The 17,005-nt window shown below is 58.5% G+C and carries 14 protein-coding genes and 1 tRNA gene; 8 read left to right on the top strand and 7 right to left on the bottom strand.

Annotation, left to right across the window (positions count from 1 at the left end; translation table 11 throughout):
• Nucleotides 1-4 precede the first annotated feature (4 nt).
• Nucleotides 5-1,168 (bottom strand): multidrug effflux MFS transporter, encoded by a 1,164-nt coding sequence (locus AACX78_RS03960; protein ID WP_201302773.1) that lies wholly within the window; start codon nt 1,166-1,168, stop codon nt 5-7.
• 234 nt (nt 1,169-1,402) lie between these two features.
• Here AACX78_RS03960 and rdgB point away from each other — a divergent pair, with 234 nt between their 5' ends.
• Nucleotides 1,403-1,999: an RdgB/HAM1 family non-canonical purine NTP pyrophosphatase gene (rdgB, locus tag AACX78_RS03955; protein WP_021140084.1), complete on the top strand. Its 597-nt coding sequence runs from the start codon at nt 1,403-1,405 to the stop codon at nt 1,997-1,999.
• Between the two features lie 85 nt (nt 2,000-2,084).
• Complete coding sequence (hemW, locus tag AACX78_RS03950; RefSeq protein ID WP_159165448.1) at nt 2,085-3,230, top strand: radical SAM family heme chaperone HemW; 1,146 nt, start codon at nt 2,085-2,087, stop codon at nt 3,228-3,230.
• A gap of 225 nt (nt 3,231-3,455) precedes the next feature.
• Here hemW and AACX78_RS03945 read toward each other — a convergent pair whose 3' ends face one another.
• The 3 genes from AACX78_RS03945 to zntR form a co-directional block, all read right to left on the bottom strand.
• Nucleotides 3,456-3,692, bottom strand: coding sequence for an alternative ribosome-rescue factor A (locus AACX78_RS03945; RefSeq protein WP_159165447.1), 237 nt, complete (start codon nt 3,690-3,692; stop codon nt 3,456-3,458).
• Between the two features lie 131 nt (nt 3,693-3,823).
• Nucleotides 3,824-4,363 (bottom strand): dihydrofolate reductase family protein, encoded by a 540-nt coding sequence (locus tag AACX78_RS03940; protein ID WP_111589076.1) that lies wholly within the window; start codon nt 4,361-4,363, stop codon nt 3,824-3,826.
• 81 nt (nt 4,364-4,444) lie between these two features.
• Complete coding sequence (gene zntR, locus AACX78_RS03935) at nt 4,445-4,885, bottom strand: Zn(2+)-responsive transcriptional regulator (protein ID WP_111589075.1); 441 nt, start codon at nt 4,883-4,885, stop codon at nt 4,445-4,447.
• Nucleotides 4,886-5,316: 431 nt separating this feature from the next.
• On the opposite strand from zntR, the gene purH reads away from it, so the two are divergent.
• The 6 genes from purH to AACX78_RS03905 all read left to right on the top strand — a co-directional run bounded on the left by purH (nt 5,317) and on the right by AACX78_RS03905 (nt 12,807).
• On the top strand, nt 5,317-6,924 hold the full coding sequence (purH, locus tag AACX78_RS03930; RefSeq protein ID WP_159165446.1) for a bifunctional phosphoribosylaminoimidazolecarboxamide formyltransferase/IMP cyclohydrolase: 1,608 nt from the start codon (nt 5,317-5,319) through the stop codon (nt 6,922-6,924).
• Nucleotides 6,925-7,040: 116 nt separating this feature from the next.
• The gene (gene purD / locus AACX78_RS03925; RefSeq protein ID WP_155603097.1) at nt 7,041-8,330 is read left to right on the top strand and encodes a phosphoribosylamine--glycine ligase; all 1,290 of its coding nucleotides are present in this window, start codon (nt 7,041-7,043) and stop codon (nt 8,328-8,330) included.
• Between the two features lie 299 nt (nt 8,331-8,629).
• Complete coding sequence (locus AACX78_RS03920) at nt 8,630-9,004, top strand: cytochrome b562 (protein WP_159165445.1); 375 nt, start codon at nt 8,630-8,632, stop codon at nt 9,002-9,004.
• On the top strand, nt 8,985-9,536 hold the full coding sequence (locus AACX78_RS03915) for a cytochrome b/b6 domain-containing protein (protein WP_159165444.1): 552 nt from the start codon (nt 8,985-8,987) through the stop codon (nt 9,534-9,536). Before AACX78_RS03920 ends, AACX78_RS03915 begins: the two co-directional genes overlap by 20 nt.
• Before the next feature lie 345 nt (nt 9,537-9,881).
• Complete coding sequence (locus AACX78_RS03910; RefSeq protein ID WP_159165443.1) at nt 9,882-12,146, top strand: alpha amylase C-terminal domain-containing protein; 2,265 nt, start codon at nt 9,882-9,884, stop codon at nt 12,144-12,146.
• A 190-nt stretch (nt 12,147-12,336) separates the two neighbouring features.
• Nucleotides 12,337-12,807: a tetratricopeptide repeat protein gene (locus AACX78_RS03905; RefSeq protein ID WP_159165442.1), complete on the top strand. Its 471-nt coding sequence runs from the start codon at nt 12,337-12,339 to the stop codon at nt 12,805-12,807.
• A gap of 48 nt (nt 12,808-12,855) precedes the next feature.
• Here AACX78_RS03905 and AACX78_RS03900 read toward each other — a convergent pair.
• From AACX78_RS03900 to dnaG, 3 genes are all read right to left on the bottom strand, one after another.
• Nucleotides 12,856-12,932: transfer RNA gene (locus AACX78_RS03900), tRNA-Ile, on the bottom strand.
• Between the two features lie 193 nt (nt 12,933-13,125).
• Nucleotides 13,126-14,991 carry an RNA polymerase sigma factor RpoD gene (gene rpoD, locus AACX78_RS03895; RefSeq protein WP_081100716.1) on the bottom strand — a complete coding sequence of 622 codons (1,866 nt, stop codon included), beginning with the start codon at nt 14,989-14,991 and terminating at the stop codon, nt 13,126-13,128.
• 213 nt (nt 14,992-15,204) lie between these two features.
• Nucleotides 15,205-16,992 carry a DNA primase gene (dnaG, locus tag AACX78_RS03890; RefSeq protein ID WP_159165441.1) on the bottom strand — a complete coding sequence of 596 codons (1,788 nt, stop codon included), beginning with the start codon at nt 16,990-16,992 and terminating at the stop codon, nt 15,205-15,207.
• Between the last annotated feature and the right edge of the window lie 13 nt (nt 16,993-17,005).

Here is a 17,005-nt window from a genome sequence, read left to right as displayed (position 1 = left end):
GGATTTATTGCAAACACAAGTGCCGGCCCTGACGGGTCAGCAGCAACAGCAATGGCGGCAACAGCAGCCACATGTGCAACGCCAGCTGGTTGAGCGGATCCGGCATCAACCAGCCCGTGATCCCCACCAGGGCGCCGGAGCCGCTCATCTGGAACAGGCCGAGCAGGGCCGCTGCCGTACCGGCACAGTGGCCGAACGGTGCCAGTGCCATGCCGGCCGCCGCCCCCAGCACCATGGCAAAGCCTATGCTGGAGAAGAACACGGGCCCCATCATGGCCAGCGGGTGGTCGATATGCTGCACCAGGGTCAGCGCCATGGCTGACAGTGTGATCACCAGCAGACCGATACGCAGTGTGCGTCTCGGCCCGACTCTGGCGATGAAACGGGGCGCCAGGAAGCAGGCGAGGATGTTCAGCGCCGCATTGGCCGTGAACCAGTAGCTGAAACCGCTCATATCCAGCCCCAGTTTCACCATCAGCTGCACAGGGGCGGCCGTGACATAGGCCAGGATCACAGCCATCGCCAACATGCACAGACAGGCGTTGAACAGAAAGCTGGGAGAGCGCAGCACAGGGCTGTAGCGGGACCAGCTGATAAGCGGACCACTGCTGCTGGTCTCGCCCGGGCGGGTCTCCGGCATCCGCCACAGCAACCAGCTGCCAACGATGGCCGCGTAACCTGCCATGAACCAGAAGTTGGCAGACCAGCCCGCCTTGGCAGTGAGCCAGCCCCCCAGCAGCGGTGCCAGCGCCGGAATAAAGCAGATGGCGCCATTGAGATAGGAGATCATCTGGCCGCTCTTCTTGGGGCCATAGCTGTCACGCACCACAGAAAAAGCGGCGACTGAGGTGGCACAGGCGCCGAAGCCTTGCAGCACCCGCGCCAGCATCAGCTCACCCAGGCTGGCGGCAAAACCGGCCGCCAGAGCACTCAGGCCATAGAGCAGCACACCACCCTGGGCGATGGGCTTGCGGCCATAACGATCGGCGAGCGGCCCCACCAGCAGTTGACCCAGCCCCATGCTGAACAGGAACCAGGTGATGGTGCCCTGCATCAGTGTCACTTCGGCACCTAGCTGCTCGGCCATCTGCGGAATGGCGGGCAGGTAGATGTCAATGGCCAGCGGACTGAACAGCACCAGTAGTACAAGCAGAAGAATCAATGGCATCAGTCACCTCATGGCTTACGGAAAATCGATTGGGGCGCGAGTCTACTGACTCACAGTAATGAATTGAAATGGTATTTAATCACTTTGGTTATTCCTATACGGAAACATGTATGTTATTCGCACCTCCACCGGGGTCAAAGTAGTGGCAAGCCTCGGAGGTATTGAGGGCAATTGGCGCTTTTACTCAAGGCGTGCCCCGCATAGAATGCGCAGATTATTTTGCGGAGGTGCTCGATGAACAAGCTTGTCCTGGCAACAGGGAACCAGAAAAAGGTGAAGGAATTGGCCACCATGCTGGCCGATATGAAGATCCAGGTGATCCCGCAGAGCGAGTTTGCTGTGCCTGATGCCGACGAGACCGGCACCACCTTCGTCGAGAATGCCATCATCAAGGCCCGTCACGCCGCCCGCATCACAGGTCTGCCCGCCGTCGCCGACGACTCGGGACTGGAAGTAGATCTGCTGCACGGTCGCCCCGGCGTCTACTCCGCCCGCTTTGCAGGCGCAGGTGCCAGCGACAAGGAGAACATCGACAAGCTGCTGGCCGAGCTCAAGGGTGCCCCCGACTATCTCAAGAGTGCCCGCTTCTGGTGCGTGCTGGTCTACATGCGTCACGCCGACGATCCCACCCCCATCATCTGCCAGGCAAGCTGGGAGGGGATGATCATCGACGAGCCCCGCGGCCAGCACGGCTTTGGCTATGATCCCGTGTTCTTTGTCCCCGACCATGACTGCACTTCGGCCCAGATGCCGAGCGAGCTGAAAAACCAGCTGAGTCATCGCGGCCAGGCGCTGGCCAAGCTGAAAGCCGCTCTGGCTGCGACTCACTGAGTTCGCCGCCTCTCGCCAATCAAGCATTGTCATCTACAATGGGGGCCGTCAGCCCCCGTTTTTATTTTTGATTATTGGAAGCCCCATGCTGCAACTGCCGCCCCTCTCCCTCTATATCCATGTGCCCTGGTGCGTCCAGAAGTGCCCCTACTGCGACTTCAACTCCCACGCCCAGAAAGGGGAGCTGCCCCACCTCGAGTATGTGGCCGCTCTGCTGGAGGATCTGGATCTGGATCTGAAGTGGGCCCAAGGACGTCCGCTCTCCTCCATTTTTATCGGCGGTGGCACCCCCAGCCTGCTGACGGTAGAGGCCATGCAGACCCTGCTGGACGGGGTGCGTGCCCGCATCCCCCTGACGCCGGATTGCGAGATCACCATGGAGGCCAACCCGGGCACTGTGGAGGCGGACAAGTTCGCCGGCTTCAAGCAGGCAGGCATCAACCGCATCTCCATCGGGGTGCAGAGCTTCCAGCAAGAAAAATTGACCCGGCTCGGTCGCATCCACGGCCCCGAAGAGGCCCGCAAGGCCGCAGCGCTGGCCCACGCCATCGCGCTTCCCACCTTCAACCTGGACCTGATGCACGGCCTGCCGGATCAGAGCCTGGACGACGCCCTCTATGATCTGCAGCAGGCCATCGACTGCGCGCCGCCGCATCTCTCCTGGTATCAGCTCACCATAGAGCCGAACACGGCCTTTGCCTCCAAGCCGCCACGGCTGCCGGAGGATGACACCCTGTGGGACATCTACGAGCAGGGGCACGCCATGCTCACCGCCCGGGGCTATCAGCAGTACGAGATCTCGGCCTATGCCAAAGCGGGCTACCAGTGCCGCCACAATCTCAACTACTGGCGTTTCGGCGATTATCTCGGGATAGGTTGCGGCGCCCACGGCAAGATGACGGACCTTGCCAGCGGCCAGATACTGCGCAGCGCCAAGGTGAAGCACCCGAAAGGCTATCTGGATCCCGCCCGCCCCTACCTGGACAAGCAGTGGCAGGTGACCGAGGACGAACTGCCGCTGGAGTACTTCATGAACCGGTTCAGATTATTCGAGCCGGCCCCCAAGGCGGAGTTCGAGGCTTACACCGGCTTGGGCCTGGAGCGGGTGGAGACTATGCTCGCGATTGCCCAGACCAAGGAGCTGATCGAAGACCTGGGGGATTGCTGGCAGCTCACCTCCCTCGGCCATCGCTACCTGAATGTGCTGCTGGAACTCTTTATGGACGAGTAAAAACTTGTTCACGATCTTGCTGCGAAACCGTGATCAAGGCTCATGCGCTGCTCGGAATCCTCACGTATGCCTATACGCTCCGGTTCCTGCGCTGCTCTTCACCTTGTTGACCGTTTCTCGCGACAGGTCGTGAGCCAAGTATTGGCGAGCCGTTTTCGCCATAAAACAATCAGGGCGCCATTGGCGCCCTGATTGTTTTGAATCCTGCCTATGGCAGAAACCCGCTCAGCAACAGACGCGTCCCATCTGCTGTTGGCCGGGCTCCCACCGCTTGCCATATTTGGCCTTGCGCTGGTAACTCCCCTTGCCCTTTTTGTTTTGCTCGACCCGGCTGCGAAACAGCGGATCCGTGAGCAGGGCTTGCAAGTGGTTATCCTTTATCTCCCCGCGCCTGTGGGCATAGCCTGCCTGAGCGGCGATATCCTGCACGATGACGGGTTCATCAACCCTTCTCTTGACCATAGTGGCTCCTTCTCTTCTCTCTCGTTATTGGCTGGATGGCGGTTTTCTCTGCAGGCCCTGTGGCCCAGGTCAAAAACGCAGCGATTTTGTCACCAAATCGCCGCCGTCACAATGGCATCCTGGCAAACTGATCAGCCCTTTTGCTCTCGCTGGTAACTCACCTGAACAATCCCGCTTGGCAGCGTCTTCACCTGAGCTGGATGCCAATGACTCACCGGGATATCAGCCCCGAACAGCGGAATGCCTTTGCCAAGCAGCACCGGGACGCTGGACAGCGTCAGCGTATCGACCAGGTCGGCCTGCAGAGCCTGGCGCACCAGGTTGCCACCATCCAGATAGACATGACGGGCCCCTTCATCCCACAGCCTGGCCAGTACCTGCCTCAGTTCACCACTGACAAATTGTTCCTGATAGCGAGGCTCGACGGGATTGTGCGTCATCACCCTGACTCTCAATCCGTCATAGGGCCAGACGCCGAACCCCATGATGGCATCATAGGTATTGCGCCCCATCAGCAGCGTATCACTATGCTCCATCAGCGCATTGAACCCGGTTTCATCGGGGGGATCGGAAGAATAAGGCGTCAACCAGTCGAGTGAGTGGGCCTCCCCCGCGATGAAGCCATCAAGGGAAAGCGCCAGAAAGACGGTGACTTCGGGTCTTGTCATCATGATGTTTGTCTCTGTGCGCAAACGGCTGATAGGGCGCTATCTGGATGCTCGCCACCAGCAACCGCTGTCGGGTCAATGGGTTTATTCATGAGCGTGGGCATGATGCTCATGCTGGGCGGGGGCGCCGGATTCGAGCACCTCCAGGATGGCACAGTGCTCCGCCGAGCGTGGACCGCCGCAGCAGATGTTGGAGAGCTCGCGCAGATTTTCGCGAAAGCGGGTCAGCTCCATGATCTTCTGCTCCACCTGGGCCAGCTTGGTGTCGGCCACCGCCTTCACCTCCTGACAGGTCACCTTGGCCTTGTGGGTGTCGAGATCGAGCAACTCACCTATGTCGGCAAGGGAGAAGCCCACCGACTTGGCACGTATGATGAACTCGAGTCGCCGCCTGTCCTGCTCGCCGTAGAGGCGGTAGCCGGACTCGTTGCGGATCCCCGGCGAGATGAGGCCGTTCTTCTCGTAAAAGCGCAGGGTATCCGCCTTTACCCCGCACGCCTTGGCCAGTTCACCGATCCGATACATGCCCTGCCTCCCTTCTGGTTTGCCACTCGAAAAAACCGGAACCTACTATCGCCCCTTTGCCCCTTGATTGCCAGCCAAGGGCAGGAAAGGGGCAAGCAAAAGGTGAGTCCGCCGCTTTTTTTCATCAAAACACTGAAAAGACAAACGTTTCACAAAAAACAACCAGAAAACGTTTAACACCGCACCAGACAAGGCTTTGTCACTTTAAAAAATCCACCACAGGTCACATTTTTTGTGTAGAATACGCGCCCACAAGAGAGCGTCGCGTCAAGCGGGCATTTCCTAAAACGCTTTTGCCAGAAACGGGTCTTTCAGGCGAGAGTGGTTTGCGAAATCCCCCACTTACATTTATTTGGGGACTCTCTGTGTTTGGTGCGACCCAGTGCGCTTGCCTGCCATAGAAGTTCCCGCATGCTGAGGACGATAGTGTGATGGAACAAGCTCGACCCATTCGCCGTGCACTGCTGAGTGTGTCTGACAAGACTGGCATCCTGGAATTTGCCAAGGCACTCAACGAACGTGGCGTGGCCCTGCTCTCCACTGGCGGCACCGCCAAGCTGCTCGGCGACGCGGGTCTGCCGGTGACCGAGGTCTCCGACTACACGGGTTTCCCTGAAATGATGGATGGTCGGGTCAAGACCCTGCATCCCAAGGTTCATGGCGGCATTCTCGGCCGTCGGGATCAGGATGACGCCATCATGGCCCAGCACAATATCTCCCCCATCGACATGGTTGTCGTCAACCTCTACCCCTTTGCCGCTACCGTGGCCAAAGCCGGTTGTACCCTGGCCGATGCAGTCGAAAACATCGACATCGGCGGCCCGACCATGGTGCGCTCCGCCGCCAAGAACCACAAAGACGTGGCAATCGTGGTCAAGGCAGCCGACTACGCACGCGTGATCATCGAGATGGATGCCAACGGCAACAGCCTGAAACTGGCTACCCGTTTTGACCTTGCCATCGCCGCCTTCGAGCACACTGCCGCCTACGACGGCATGATCGCCAACTACTTCGGTACCCTTGTTCCTAGTTATGGGGTGCCCTCGTATGGCGACAACAAGGAGGGCGACGCCGAGTCCCGCTTCCCGCGCACCTTCAACAGCCAGTTCATCAAGAAGCAGGACATGCGCTACGGCGAGAACAGCCATCAGGCTGCCGCCTTCTATGCCGAGGAGCATGCCACTCCGGGTTCTGTGTCCAGCGCCATCCAGCTGCAGGGCAAGGCGCTCTCCTACAACAACATCGCCGATACCGATGCGGCGCTGGAGTGCGTGAAAGAGTTCAGTGAGCCCGCCTGCGTCATCGTCAAGCACGCCAACCCCTGCGGCGTGGCCATCGGCGATGACCTGCTGACTGCCTACGATCGCGCCTACCAGACCGACCCCACTTCCGCCTTTGGCGGCATCATCGCCTTCAACCGCGAACTGGATGGGGCCACCGCCGCCGCCATAGTCGCGCGCCAGTTCGTGGAAGTGATCATTGCCCCGAGCGTGAGCCAGGAGGCTCGCGATGTGGTCGCCGCCAAGCAGAACGTTCGTCTGCTCGAGTGCGGCCAGTGGACTGCACCGGCCCAGGGGTTTGACCTCAAACGGGTCAATGGCGGCCTGCTGGTACAAGAGCGGGATCTCGGCATGGTGACCCAGGGCGACCTGAAAGTGGTCAGCAAGCGCCAGCCAACCGAAGCCGAACTGAAAGATCTGCTGTTTTGCTGGAAAGTGGCCAAGTTCGTCAAATCCAACGCCATCGTCTACGCCAAAGAGGGCCAGACCATAGGCGTCGGCGCCGGCCAGATGAGCCGGGTCTACTCCGCCAAGATCGCCGGCATCAAAGCCGAGGATGAAGAGCTGACAGTCGCGGGCTCCGTCATGGCGTCCGATGCCTTCTTCCCGTTCCGTGACGGCATCGATGCCGCCGCGGCCGCCGGTATCGCCTGCGTCATCCAGCCAGGTGGCTCGATGCGCGATCAGGAGGTGATCGACGCCGCCGACGAACACGGCATGACAATGGTGTTCACCAACATGCGCCATTTCCGTCACTGATGAGTCAGGGTCGCCCTAGCGACCCTTCTGTTGTCTCTTTTCAACTGACTATTTTCAACCGGCGACGCGCCATCTGCGGGCCGAGCCGGTTACCACAAATAGAAGCGAGCGATACGATGAAAGTACTGATCATTGGCAACGGCGGTCGTGAACACGCCCTGGCCTGGAAGGCCAAACACTCTCCACTGGTGCACCACGTCTTCGTCGCACCGGGCAATGCGGGCACCCAGCTGGAGCCTGGCGTCGAGAACGTCGCCATCGAGGCGACCGACATCGAGGGGCTGCTGGCCTTTGCCAAAGAGAAACAGGTCGGTCTCACCATAGTCGGGCCTGAAGCCCCGCTGGTGAAGGGGGTGGTCGATGCCTTCCGCGCCGCCGGTCAGCCCATCTTCGGCCCAACCGCCGCCGCCGCCCAGCTGGAAGGCTCCAAGGCCTTCACCAAGGATTTCCTGGCCCGTCACGCCATTCCGACCGCCGACTACCAGAACTTCACCGAGGTGGATCCTGCGCTCGCCTATCTGCGTGAGAAGGGTGCTCCCATCGTCATCAAGGCCGATGGTCTGGCGGCAGGTAAAGGCGTGATCGTCGCCATGACCCTGCAAGAAGCGGAAGACGCCGTGCGTGACATGCTCTCCGGCAATGCATTCGGCGATGCCGGTGCCCGTGTGGTGATCGAAGAGTTTCTGGATGGGGAAGAAGCGAGCTTCATCGTCATGGTGGATGGCGAACATGTGCTGCCCATGGCCACCAGTCAGGATCACAAGCGGGTCGGCGATGGCGACACAGGCCCCAACACCGGCGGCATGGGCGCATACTCCCCCGCACCCGTGGTCACCGATGCGGTGCACAAGAAGGTGATGGAGCAGGTGATCATGCCAACCGTGCGTGGCATGGCGGCCGAAGGCAATGTCTACACCGGCTTCCTCTACGCCGGCTTGATGATCGATGGCCAGGGCAACCCCAAGGTGATCGAGTTCAATTGCCGCTTCGGCGACCCCGAGACCCAGCCCATCATGCTGCGGATGCAGTCCGATCTGGTGGAGCTCTGCCTGGCCGCCTGCGAAGGCAAGCTGGATCAGAAAGAGGCCATCTATGATCCTCGCGCCGCCATCGGTGTTGTGCTGGCAGCGGGTGGTTATCCTGGCGACTACAGCAGCAATCACCCCATCAGCGGCTTGCCGGTGGATGAAGTGGCCGGTGAGAAGGTGTTCCATGCCGGTACCCGACTGGAAGGGGATACCAGCCTGACCCAGGGTGGCCGCGTGCTGTGCGCCACCGCGCTGGGCTACACGGTTGCCGAGGCGCAGCAACGCGCCTATCAGCTGGCTGGTCGCATCAAGTGGGATGGCATCTTCTACCGCAAGGACATCGGCTGGCGTGCCATAGAGCGCGAGCAGGAGCAGTAATTCCCGCCTTCGCCACCATCATGATCATCAGGGCCTGCGGGCCCTTTTTTCTGCCCGGCACCGCCCGATTACCAGCAACGGGGTTGTGATGTCGCTATTCCTCCCCTCACCAACGTCCATCGTCTGACAAACCAGGTGCCATTCGGCGTGCTACATGTGATCAGCACAATGGACACACTTGGACACAATTGGTCGTACTTTCTTCATACAATTGCCCAATCTTCATGGCATCATGTTAAATTAACCGCACTCAAAAGAGTGCCATAAGAAACCGTAATGTCGTCCAATAAGGAAATTCCATGTTGAAAACTGTTCGCCCCCTGTTGCTGCCCCTGATGTTTGGCCTGATGGCCCTGCCTGCCATGGCGGGTGATCTGGAACAGCCGATGAAGAAGATCGGCTTCAACTACAAGCAGGCTGTCAAAGCTGACGATGCAGCCACCATGGAGAAGCACATCAACGAGATGAAGGCTCAGCTCGACGTCGCCAAGCAGAAGAACATGCCAACAGCCAAGAAAGAGAAGTTCCTGGAAGGCATGAACGAGGTGCAGACCGAGCTGGATGCCAGCCTGGCCGCCCTCAAGGCAGGTGACGAGGCCAAGGCGCGCGAGCACCTGGCCAAGGTCAATGACCTGAAGAAGGAGTACCACAAATATGCCAAGCAAAAAGGCTGATCCCTTTCACTGGGATAGTCTGGTCCGCCTCACCCATTGGGGTGTGGCGGCTGCCTGTATCGGCAATCTCTGGCTCAACGAAGCCGGGGAGGAGTGGCATGAATGGCTGGGGTACGCAGCCATGGCACTGATTGTCCTGCGCCTGCTGTGGGGACTCTCTTTCGCCAAAGACCATGCCCGGTTGCGAGCCCTGATCCCGAGCCGGGAAGATTTTCGCCAGCAGGCCGTGGAGCTGCGGGAACGAGCTCCTGCCGCCCCCGGTCATCATGGCAGCGGCAAACTGGCGGTATGGGCGCTCTGGCTGACCGTACTGGCCACCGCAGGTAGCGGCTGGTTCCAGAACACGGAGATGGGGTTTGAGCTGGGTGCCGATGACTGGCACGTCTGGTGTACCTGGGGGCTGCAGGGGCTGATTGCTCTACACCTGACGGCCCTGGCGTTCACCTCCTGGCGTCAGCGCAGCAACCTGGTGGCTCGCATGTTGCCGATGCGCCAGCGTACCGCAACAGTCCGGCAAGAGCCGCACTCTTGACCCAGACGGGCATCCTCCCCGGGTGCCCGTCTCCCGACACCATTTAGATCCAGCCATGTTGCATCGGCAAACCCGCACCTGCTACCCAGTCATCCTTCCCCTGCTTAACGCCAGCATCTATACCGAATGACTCCGACGCTGGAAAGCCCTATACCTTGTCATCGATAACCGTTCAAACGGCGCATGAAAGCATTTTCATTCACAATTATTAACTAAATAAAATTGTTTGATTTTCAACCAGATCGATTTCATTGATGCTACTGAGCCGAACGAGGATTGTTCGTTGGCCGTTCGAAATTCCGACAGTGACACATCAATAACAGCAAAATCGAAGGGAAAATCGTCATGCACAACACACTGTTTCGAACTGCCATGCTCGCTGCGGTGCTGAGCTCATTCAGCCACACAACCGCCGCCGAAGGCGTCATGGTTCACCTGTTCCAATGGAAGTTCAACGACATCGCCAACGAGTGCGAGAATGTCCTCGGCCCAAAGGGATTCGGAAGCGTTCAGATCACGCCGCCAGCCGAGCACAAGCAAGGAAGTCAGGTCTGGTGGACCGTCTATCAACCTGTCAGCTTCAAAAATTTCAACAGCTTCGGCGGCAACGAGGCTGAACTCAGGAGCATGATCGCCCGCTGTAACGCCGCCGGGGTCAAGATCTACGCCGATGCCGTCTTCAACCAGCTGGCATCGGGCACGGGAACCGCCACTGGCGGCGGCAGCTACAACTCGGGGCAATATCAGTATCCCCAGTTCGGCTACAACGACTTCCACCATAGCGGTGACATCACCAACTACGGCGACAGCAACAACGTCTGGAATGGCGCCCTCTACGGGATGCCGGACCTGAAAACCGAGTCGCCCTATGTGCAGGATCAGATTGCCACCTATATGAAGACCCTGCTCGGTTGGGGAGTTGCAGGTTTTCGGGTTGACGCGGCCAAACACATGGCCCCTGCCGATGTGAAGGCCATCCTCGTCAAGGCCGGCTCCCCAAAAGCCTATCTGGAAGTGATCGGTGCAGGTGGTGAATCCGCCGAGATCCAGCCCAATCGCTACACCCATATCGACACAGTCACCGAGTTCAAGTACGGCACCGATCTCGCCGCCAACTTCAACGGCAAGATCAAGAATCTCAAGACCCTGGGAGAGAGCTGGGGCCTGCTCCCTTCCGACAAGTCCTTCATCTTCGTGGTCAACCACGACCGCGAGCGCGGTCACGGTGGCGGCGGCATGCTCACTTTCATGAACGGTGCCCACTATGAGCTGGCCAACGTCTTCATGATGGCCTGGCCCTATGGCTGGAAGCAGGTAATGTCGGGATATCGCTTCGAGAACATGGGTACCTACGAAACCGACAAGGGCGCCCCTGGCAGCACACCTTGCTCCGATACCCAGTGGAACTGTGAACAACGCCGTCCACAGATCATGAACATGGCCATGTTCCACAACCAGACCAAGGATCTGCCGGTCAACAACTGGTGGGATAACGGCAACAACCAGATTGCCTTCGGTCGGGGTAACAAAGGTTTCGTCGCCATCAACAACGAAAGCGGCAACCTGGTAGCCTCAGTTCAGACCGGACTGCCCGCTGGTGAGTACTGCAACATCCTGAGTGGCAATGATTACTGCAGCGGCGCCTACATCAAGGTCGACGGCAGCGGCAAGGCCAACCTGAACCTCACCGGCATGAAGGCCGCCGCCATCCTGGCCGGCTGTACCAAGGCAGCCCCTTGCGGTGGCGTCATACCGGGTAACCGATTCAGCAGCCTGAACCTGCGCGGTACTCATAATGCCTGGGGCAACACGGCAATGCAGGTGGATGACAACCGCATCTGGTCGGCCATCATCAACTTCACCGGCACCGGTGACACCAGCGGTGCCCAGCGTTTCAAGTTCGATGTGTTTGGCAATTGGACCGAGAACTACGGTGACAACGAAGGGGACGGCATTGCCGACAAGGGCAGCACCAGGGATATCTACTTCAATGGTGCAGGCCAGTATCGCATCGCTCTCAAGGAGAGCGATCTCAGCTACACGGTCACGGCGTTGAACAACAACCAGGCGCCAGTTGCGGTCATCTCGCCCAAAAACCCCAGCGTCAAGCTGAGTGAGAGCCTGGTGTTTGACGCCTCAGGTTCCACCGATGATGCCGGTGTTGCGAGTTACAGCTGGTCCACAGGTGGCAGCGGCAAGACAGAGACTGTCCAGTTCGATATCCTGGGTTCCCGCACAGTGACAGTCACTGTCACCGATACAGAAGGGCTGACAGCCAGTGCCAGCGCGACCGTGAACGTGACCGACGGCAGTGACGCCTACACCAGCGAGCTGCCGACCCTGCACTTTCGCGGAACCCCGAACGGCTGGGGTGTTCTTGCCATGACCCTGGTCGCCGACAATCAGTGGGAAGCACGAGTCACCTTCGATGGCCAGACCAACCAGCGCTTCAAGTTCGATGTAAAGGGTGACTGGAGCCAGAACTACGGGGATACCAACAAGGATGGCGTCGCCGAGCTGACCGGTGCAGACATCACTACCCCGGTGGTGGGAGCCTATGTGGTCCGCTTCAACGATCAAACCCTGACCTACAGCCTGAACGCCCAGTAAACCCCGAGGGGTTGCGACGCTTTCAGGTTGCTGCCAACCAGCAGGGCCTCCTTCCCATCCGGGCAGGAGGCCCTGCTCATGTGGGGCCATCTCAACTGCCCCTTGCCCCCACACGATAGCGCGCCCTCTGTCATTTCCCGGTCGCCGACTCGCAGGCATACTGAGTCGACATTCCCATGCAGGAGCCCATATGGAACAGCTACAAAATCTGAAAGCCGAGGGACGGATCGAAGAGGCTCGTCAACACGGCCTGCTTCAGCTCGCAGAGCGTCCGCAAGACGCCAAGCTGCATTATGAAGTGGCTGGCCTGCACGATAACCTGGGGCGAGAGGCACAAGCGATCCCCCTCTATCAGCGGGCCATCGTACTGGGGCTGGCGGGTGAGGCGCTGCGCGGAGCCTGGCTCGGCCTTGGCAGCTCTTATCGCACCACAGGACAGTATCCGGAGGCGCTGGCGGCCTTAGAGCAGGGTCTGGCCTGCTTCCCGAATGCCAATGAGTTCAAGGTATTTCGCGCCTTGGTTTACTACAACCTGGGGCGCCACAAGGAGGGAATGGAGAGCCTGCTGGCGGTGCTGGCAGAGACGACAACCACTCCCGATCTGAGCCCTTATCGACGCGCCATGGCGCTCTACGCCACCGATCTGGATCGGCGATGGTAAGCGCCAGAAACGACAACGCCGCTCATGATGAGCGGCGTTGTCTGGATTTGGTGGCCCCTGCCCGACTTGAACGGGCGACCAATCGATTATGAGTCGACTGCTCTAACCAACTGAGCTAAGGGGCCAGAATGTTGGTTTGCGGCGTGGATTATAGGGGATGTCTGCTAGTCAGTCCATAGGCAGATCAATCACTTGGCGACATTTTGTCCACTCGGCTATCAATATGTCTGTTCCCCCGGTCTCTTCGTCAAACCCGCATAAAACAAAGCCCCGCATGGCGGGGCTTTTGAGACGGCAACTCGGGCAGATACCTAGGGACTATTCGTCCAGGAAGCTGCGCAGCACTTCCGAGCGGCTCGGATGACGCAGTTTGCGCAGCGCCTTGGCTTCGATCTGGCGAATACGCTCGCGGGTAACGTCGAACTGTTTGCCCACTTCCTCAAGGGTGTGGTCAGTGTTCATGTCGATCCCGAAACGCATCCGCAGCACCTTGGCTTCGCGTGCGGTCAGACCGGCCAGCACTTCGCGGGTAGCGTTGCGCAAACTCTCGCTGGTCGCAGCGTCAGCTGGCAAAGCAAGCGTATTATCTTCGATGAAGTCGCCCAGATGGGAATCTTCATCATCACCAATGGGCGTCTCCATGGAGATGGGCTCTTTGGCGATCTTCAGTACCTTGCGGATCTTGTCTTCCGGCATGCCCATGCGCATGGCCAGCTCTTCCGGGTTCGGTTCACGACCCATCTCCTGCAGCATCTGACGGGAGATACGGTTGAGCTTGTTGATGGTCTCGATCATGTGCACCGGGATACGGATAGTACGGGCCTGATCCGCGATGGAGCGGGTAATGGCCTGACGGATCCACCAGGTGGCATAGGTCGAGAACTTGTAGCCGCGACGGTATTCAAACTTGTCTACCGCTTTCATCAAACCTATGTTGCCTTCCTGGATCAGATCCAGGAACTGCAGACCACGGTTGGTGTACTTCTTGGCGATAGAGATAACCAGACGCAAGTTGGCCTCAACCATCTCTTTCTTCGCACGGCGGGCCTTGGCCTCACCAATGCTCATGCGACGGTTTATATCTTTGATCTGGGCGATGGACAGCCCCGTCTCTTCTTCAATCTGCTGCAGTTTGCCGATGGAACGCAGTACTTCTTCGTCCATCTCAAGCAGACGTGGAGACCAAGCCTTGCCAGCCTGTTTCTGGTATTCAAACCAAGCAGTTTCACACTCATTGTTGGTGAAGGCCGCAACGAAGGTTTTCTTCGGCATCTTGGCCTGCTCAACGCAGAGCTTCATGATGATGCGTTCCTGCACGCGGACACGCTCCATCATTTCGCGCATGTTGTTGACCAGGCGATCGAACTGCTTGGGCATCAGGCGGAATTGACGGAACACATCGGCCAGCTGGGCAATCGCAGCCTGGGTATCTTCGTGAGCACGGCCATTCTTCTGAATGGAGAGGCGAGTTACCTCATACTGGGCACGCAGATCACCAAACTTCTCGCGAGCAACTTCCGGATCAGGGCCACCGTCACCTTCGTCATCCGAGCTGTCACCATCGTCGTCTTCATCTTCGTCTTCGTCTTCGTCTTCGTCGGCCAGATCGTCTTCGCCGAGTTCGGAACCGATATGGGTAGCAGTCGGTGCTACATCATCGGCCTCGTTGGGATCGATAAAACCTGAGATGATGTCGGACAGACGCAGCTGTTCGGCTTCGTATTTATCATACTGCTCAAGCAGATAGGTAATCGCTTCCGGGTACTCTGCCACAGAGCTTTGTACCTGGTTGATACCGTCTTCGATCCGCTTGGCGATGTCGATTTCGCCTTCGCGGGTCAGCAGTTCGACGGTACCCATTTCCCGCATGTACATGCGGACGGGATCGGTCGTACGACCAATCTCAGATTCAACAGATGCCAGTGCCTGGGCAGCTGCTTCGGCAGCGTCCTCATCGGCGGTACCGCCTTCAGCCATGATAAGGTCATCGGCATCCGGGGCGTTTTCAACCACCTGAATACCCATGTCGTTGATCATCTGGATGATGTCTTCGATCTGGTCAGAGTCGACAATGTCTTGCGGGAGGTGATCGTTCACCTCGGCATAGGTCAGGTAGCCCTGTTCTTTACCTTTGGCAACGAGGAGTTTAAGCTGAGACTGCGGGGTTTGCTCCATAGAACTCATCCGGTTGGTGATGCTAGGTTGCGCGTACAGTGCGCTGCTGCGCAAATAGCCAATTCTAATAGAAAACCGCCAGACATGCTATGTCTGGTTGCGGCGTCGGTCGTGAGAAACCCCTGCCCGCAGTATTGTCGGGGCCAGGCGGTCATAAAGTGTTTGCTTTTAATCCCGTCGATTCGGGCAACGCTATTTATATTGGGACTAATCACTCAATTATCAAGCCCCACTCTCATTTCTTTTCTCAATCTGTACTTCTCTGATCAGCATCATCAGCTCCTGTGTTTCCTCAGAGCTTAGCCCTTCCTGAGCCACCTTGGCCTGCAATTCTTCAATTCGTTGCTTCAGAAACTGGTTGATAAAGCCGACAAAGGTATCCTGCAATTCTCCCAGAATATCCGGCTCCTGGTCGAGCTTTACCTCTTCAAACAAGTCGTGCATTGCCAACTGGGCCAGGATCTCGCCTTCTTTGGTACCACGCCAATGTTCCAGCAAGATACCGGTAGTAATGCCGGATTGCGCCAAGATCTGCTGATGCAGCTGCAGCAGAAACTTGATGCCTTGTACCCGCAATCCTGCCAGCTCAGGCATGGCCGGCAGTTCGGCGGTGACCGACGGATACTGCACCATCAGCGCCAGTGCTCGGCGCAATGGCGTCAGCTTGGCAGCTTTGGGTTTGGTGAGTTCTGCCTTCGGCTGGCTATTGCGGGCGAACAATTCGGCAATACGCTGTTTATTCTCCCCCCAGCGCATCATGCTGGAGAGGCGGGTGATCAGCCCCTCGCGGGTAAACCCTTCCGGTACGCGGCGAATAAGCTCGGCCGCCTTGTTGGCCACCTCGAACTTGCCCGCCTCACCGGAGAGGGCAGCATCCCGCCCCAGACGCTCGAACATGAAGTCGGCGAAGGGCTGAGCTTGATCCAGCAAGGCCTCAAAACCTTCCTTGCCAATCTGACGCACCAGCGAATCCGGATCTTCTCCATCGGGCAGGAACACGAACTTGAGTTCACGTCCATCCTGCAGATGGGACAGTGCATTATCCAGCGCTCGCCAGGCCGCTTCACGACCGGCATTGTCACCGTCGTAGCAGCAAACCACCTCTGCCGTGGTGCGAAACAGGGTGTGGATATGGTCAGTGGTGGTGGCGGTTCCCAAGGCAGCAACGGCATAGTCGATGTCGTATTGACCGAGCGCCACCACATCCATGTAGCCTTCGACTACAAGGATCCTGCGAGGATCCTTGTGGGCCTGCTTTACCTCGTAGAGGCCGAACAGCTCTCGCCCCTTGTGAAAGATCGGGGTTTCCGGCGAATTCAGGTACTTGGGCGTGCCATCACCCAGCACCCGGCCACCGAAACCTATGACTCGCCCCCGCTTGTCCCGGATCGGGAACATGATGCGATCGCGGAAGCGATCATAGCTGCCGGCACCGCTGTCACGAGTGATCAACATGCCACCCGAGATGAGCAACTGCTCGTGATCGCGGCTGGCGCCAAAACGGCGTCTCACCTGATCCCAATCTGCTGGGGCATAACCAATATTGAAACGCTTGACCACTTCCCCTGTCAGCCCGCGCCCCTTCAAGTATTCCACCGCCTGGGGGGCACTCTTCAGGTTGCTTTCATAGAAGCGGGCGATCTGGCTCATCAGCTCATAGAGATCCTTGCTGACGGCGGGTTGGGAACTGGCGGAGCCACCCATGCTCTGATCGCGAGGTACCTGCATGCCCTGCATGCTGGCGAGCTCTTCGATTGCATCGGGAAATTCGAGACCGTCGTACTCCATGACAAAACCGATGGCATTGCCGTGGGCACCACAACCGAAACAGTGATAGAACTGTTTTTCCTGGCTGACGGTAAAAGAAGGGCTTTTTTCGTTATGAAAAGGGCAGCAAGCCTGGTAGTTCTTACCGGCTTTTTTCAGCCGCACTCGCGAGTCGATCAGCTCGACTATGTCTGTGCGTACGAGCAGATCATCGATAAAGGATTGTGGGATCCTGCCTGCCATAACCGTCCTGTTT

The organism is Aeromonas sp. 9A (assembly GCF_963900955.1).
GTDB classification, from domain to species: domain Bacteria; phylum Pseudomonadota; class Gammaproteobacteria; order Enterobacterales; family Aeromonadaceae; genus Aeromonas; species Aeromonas salmonicida.
Note: the sequence above shows the minus strand (reverse complement) of the source record. Positions and strands in the feature narration are given on the sequence as shown.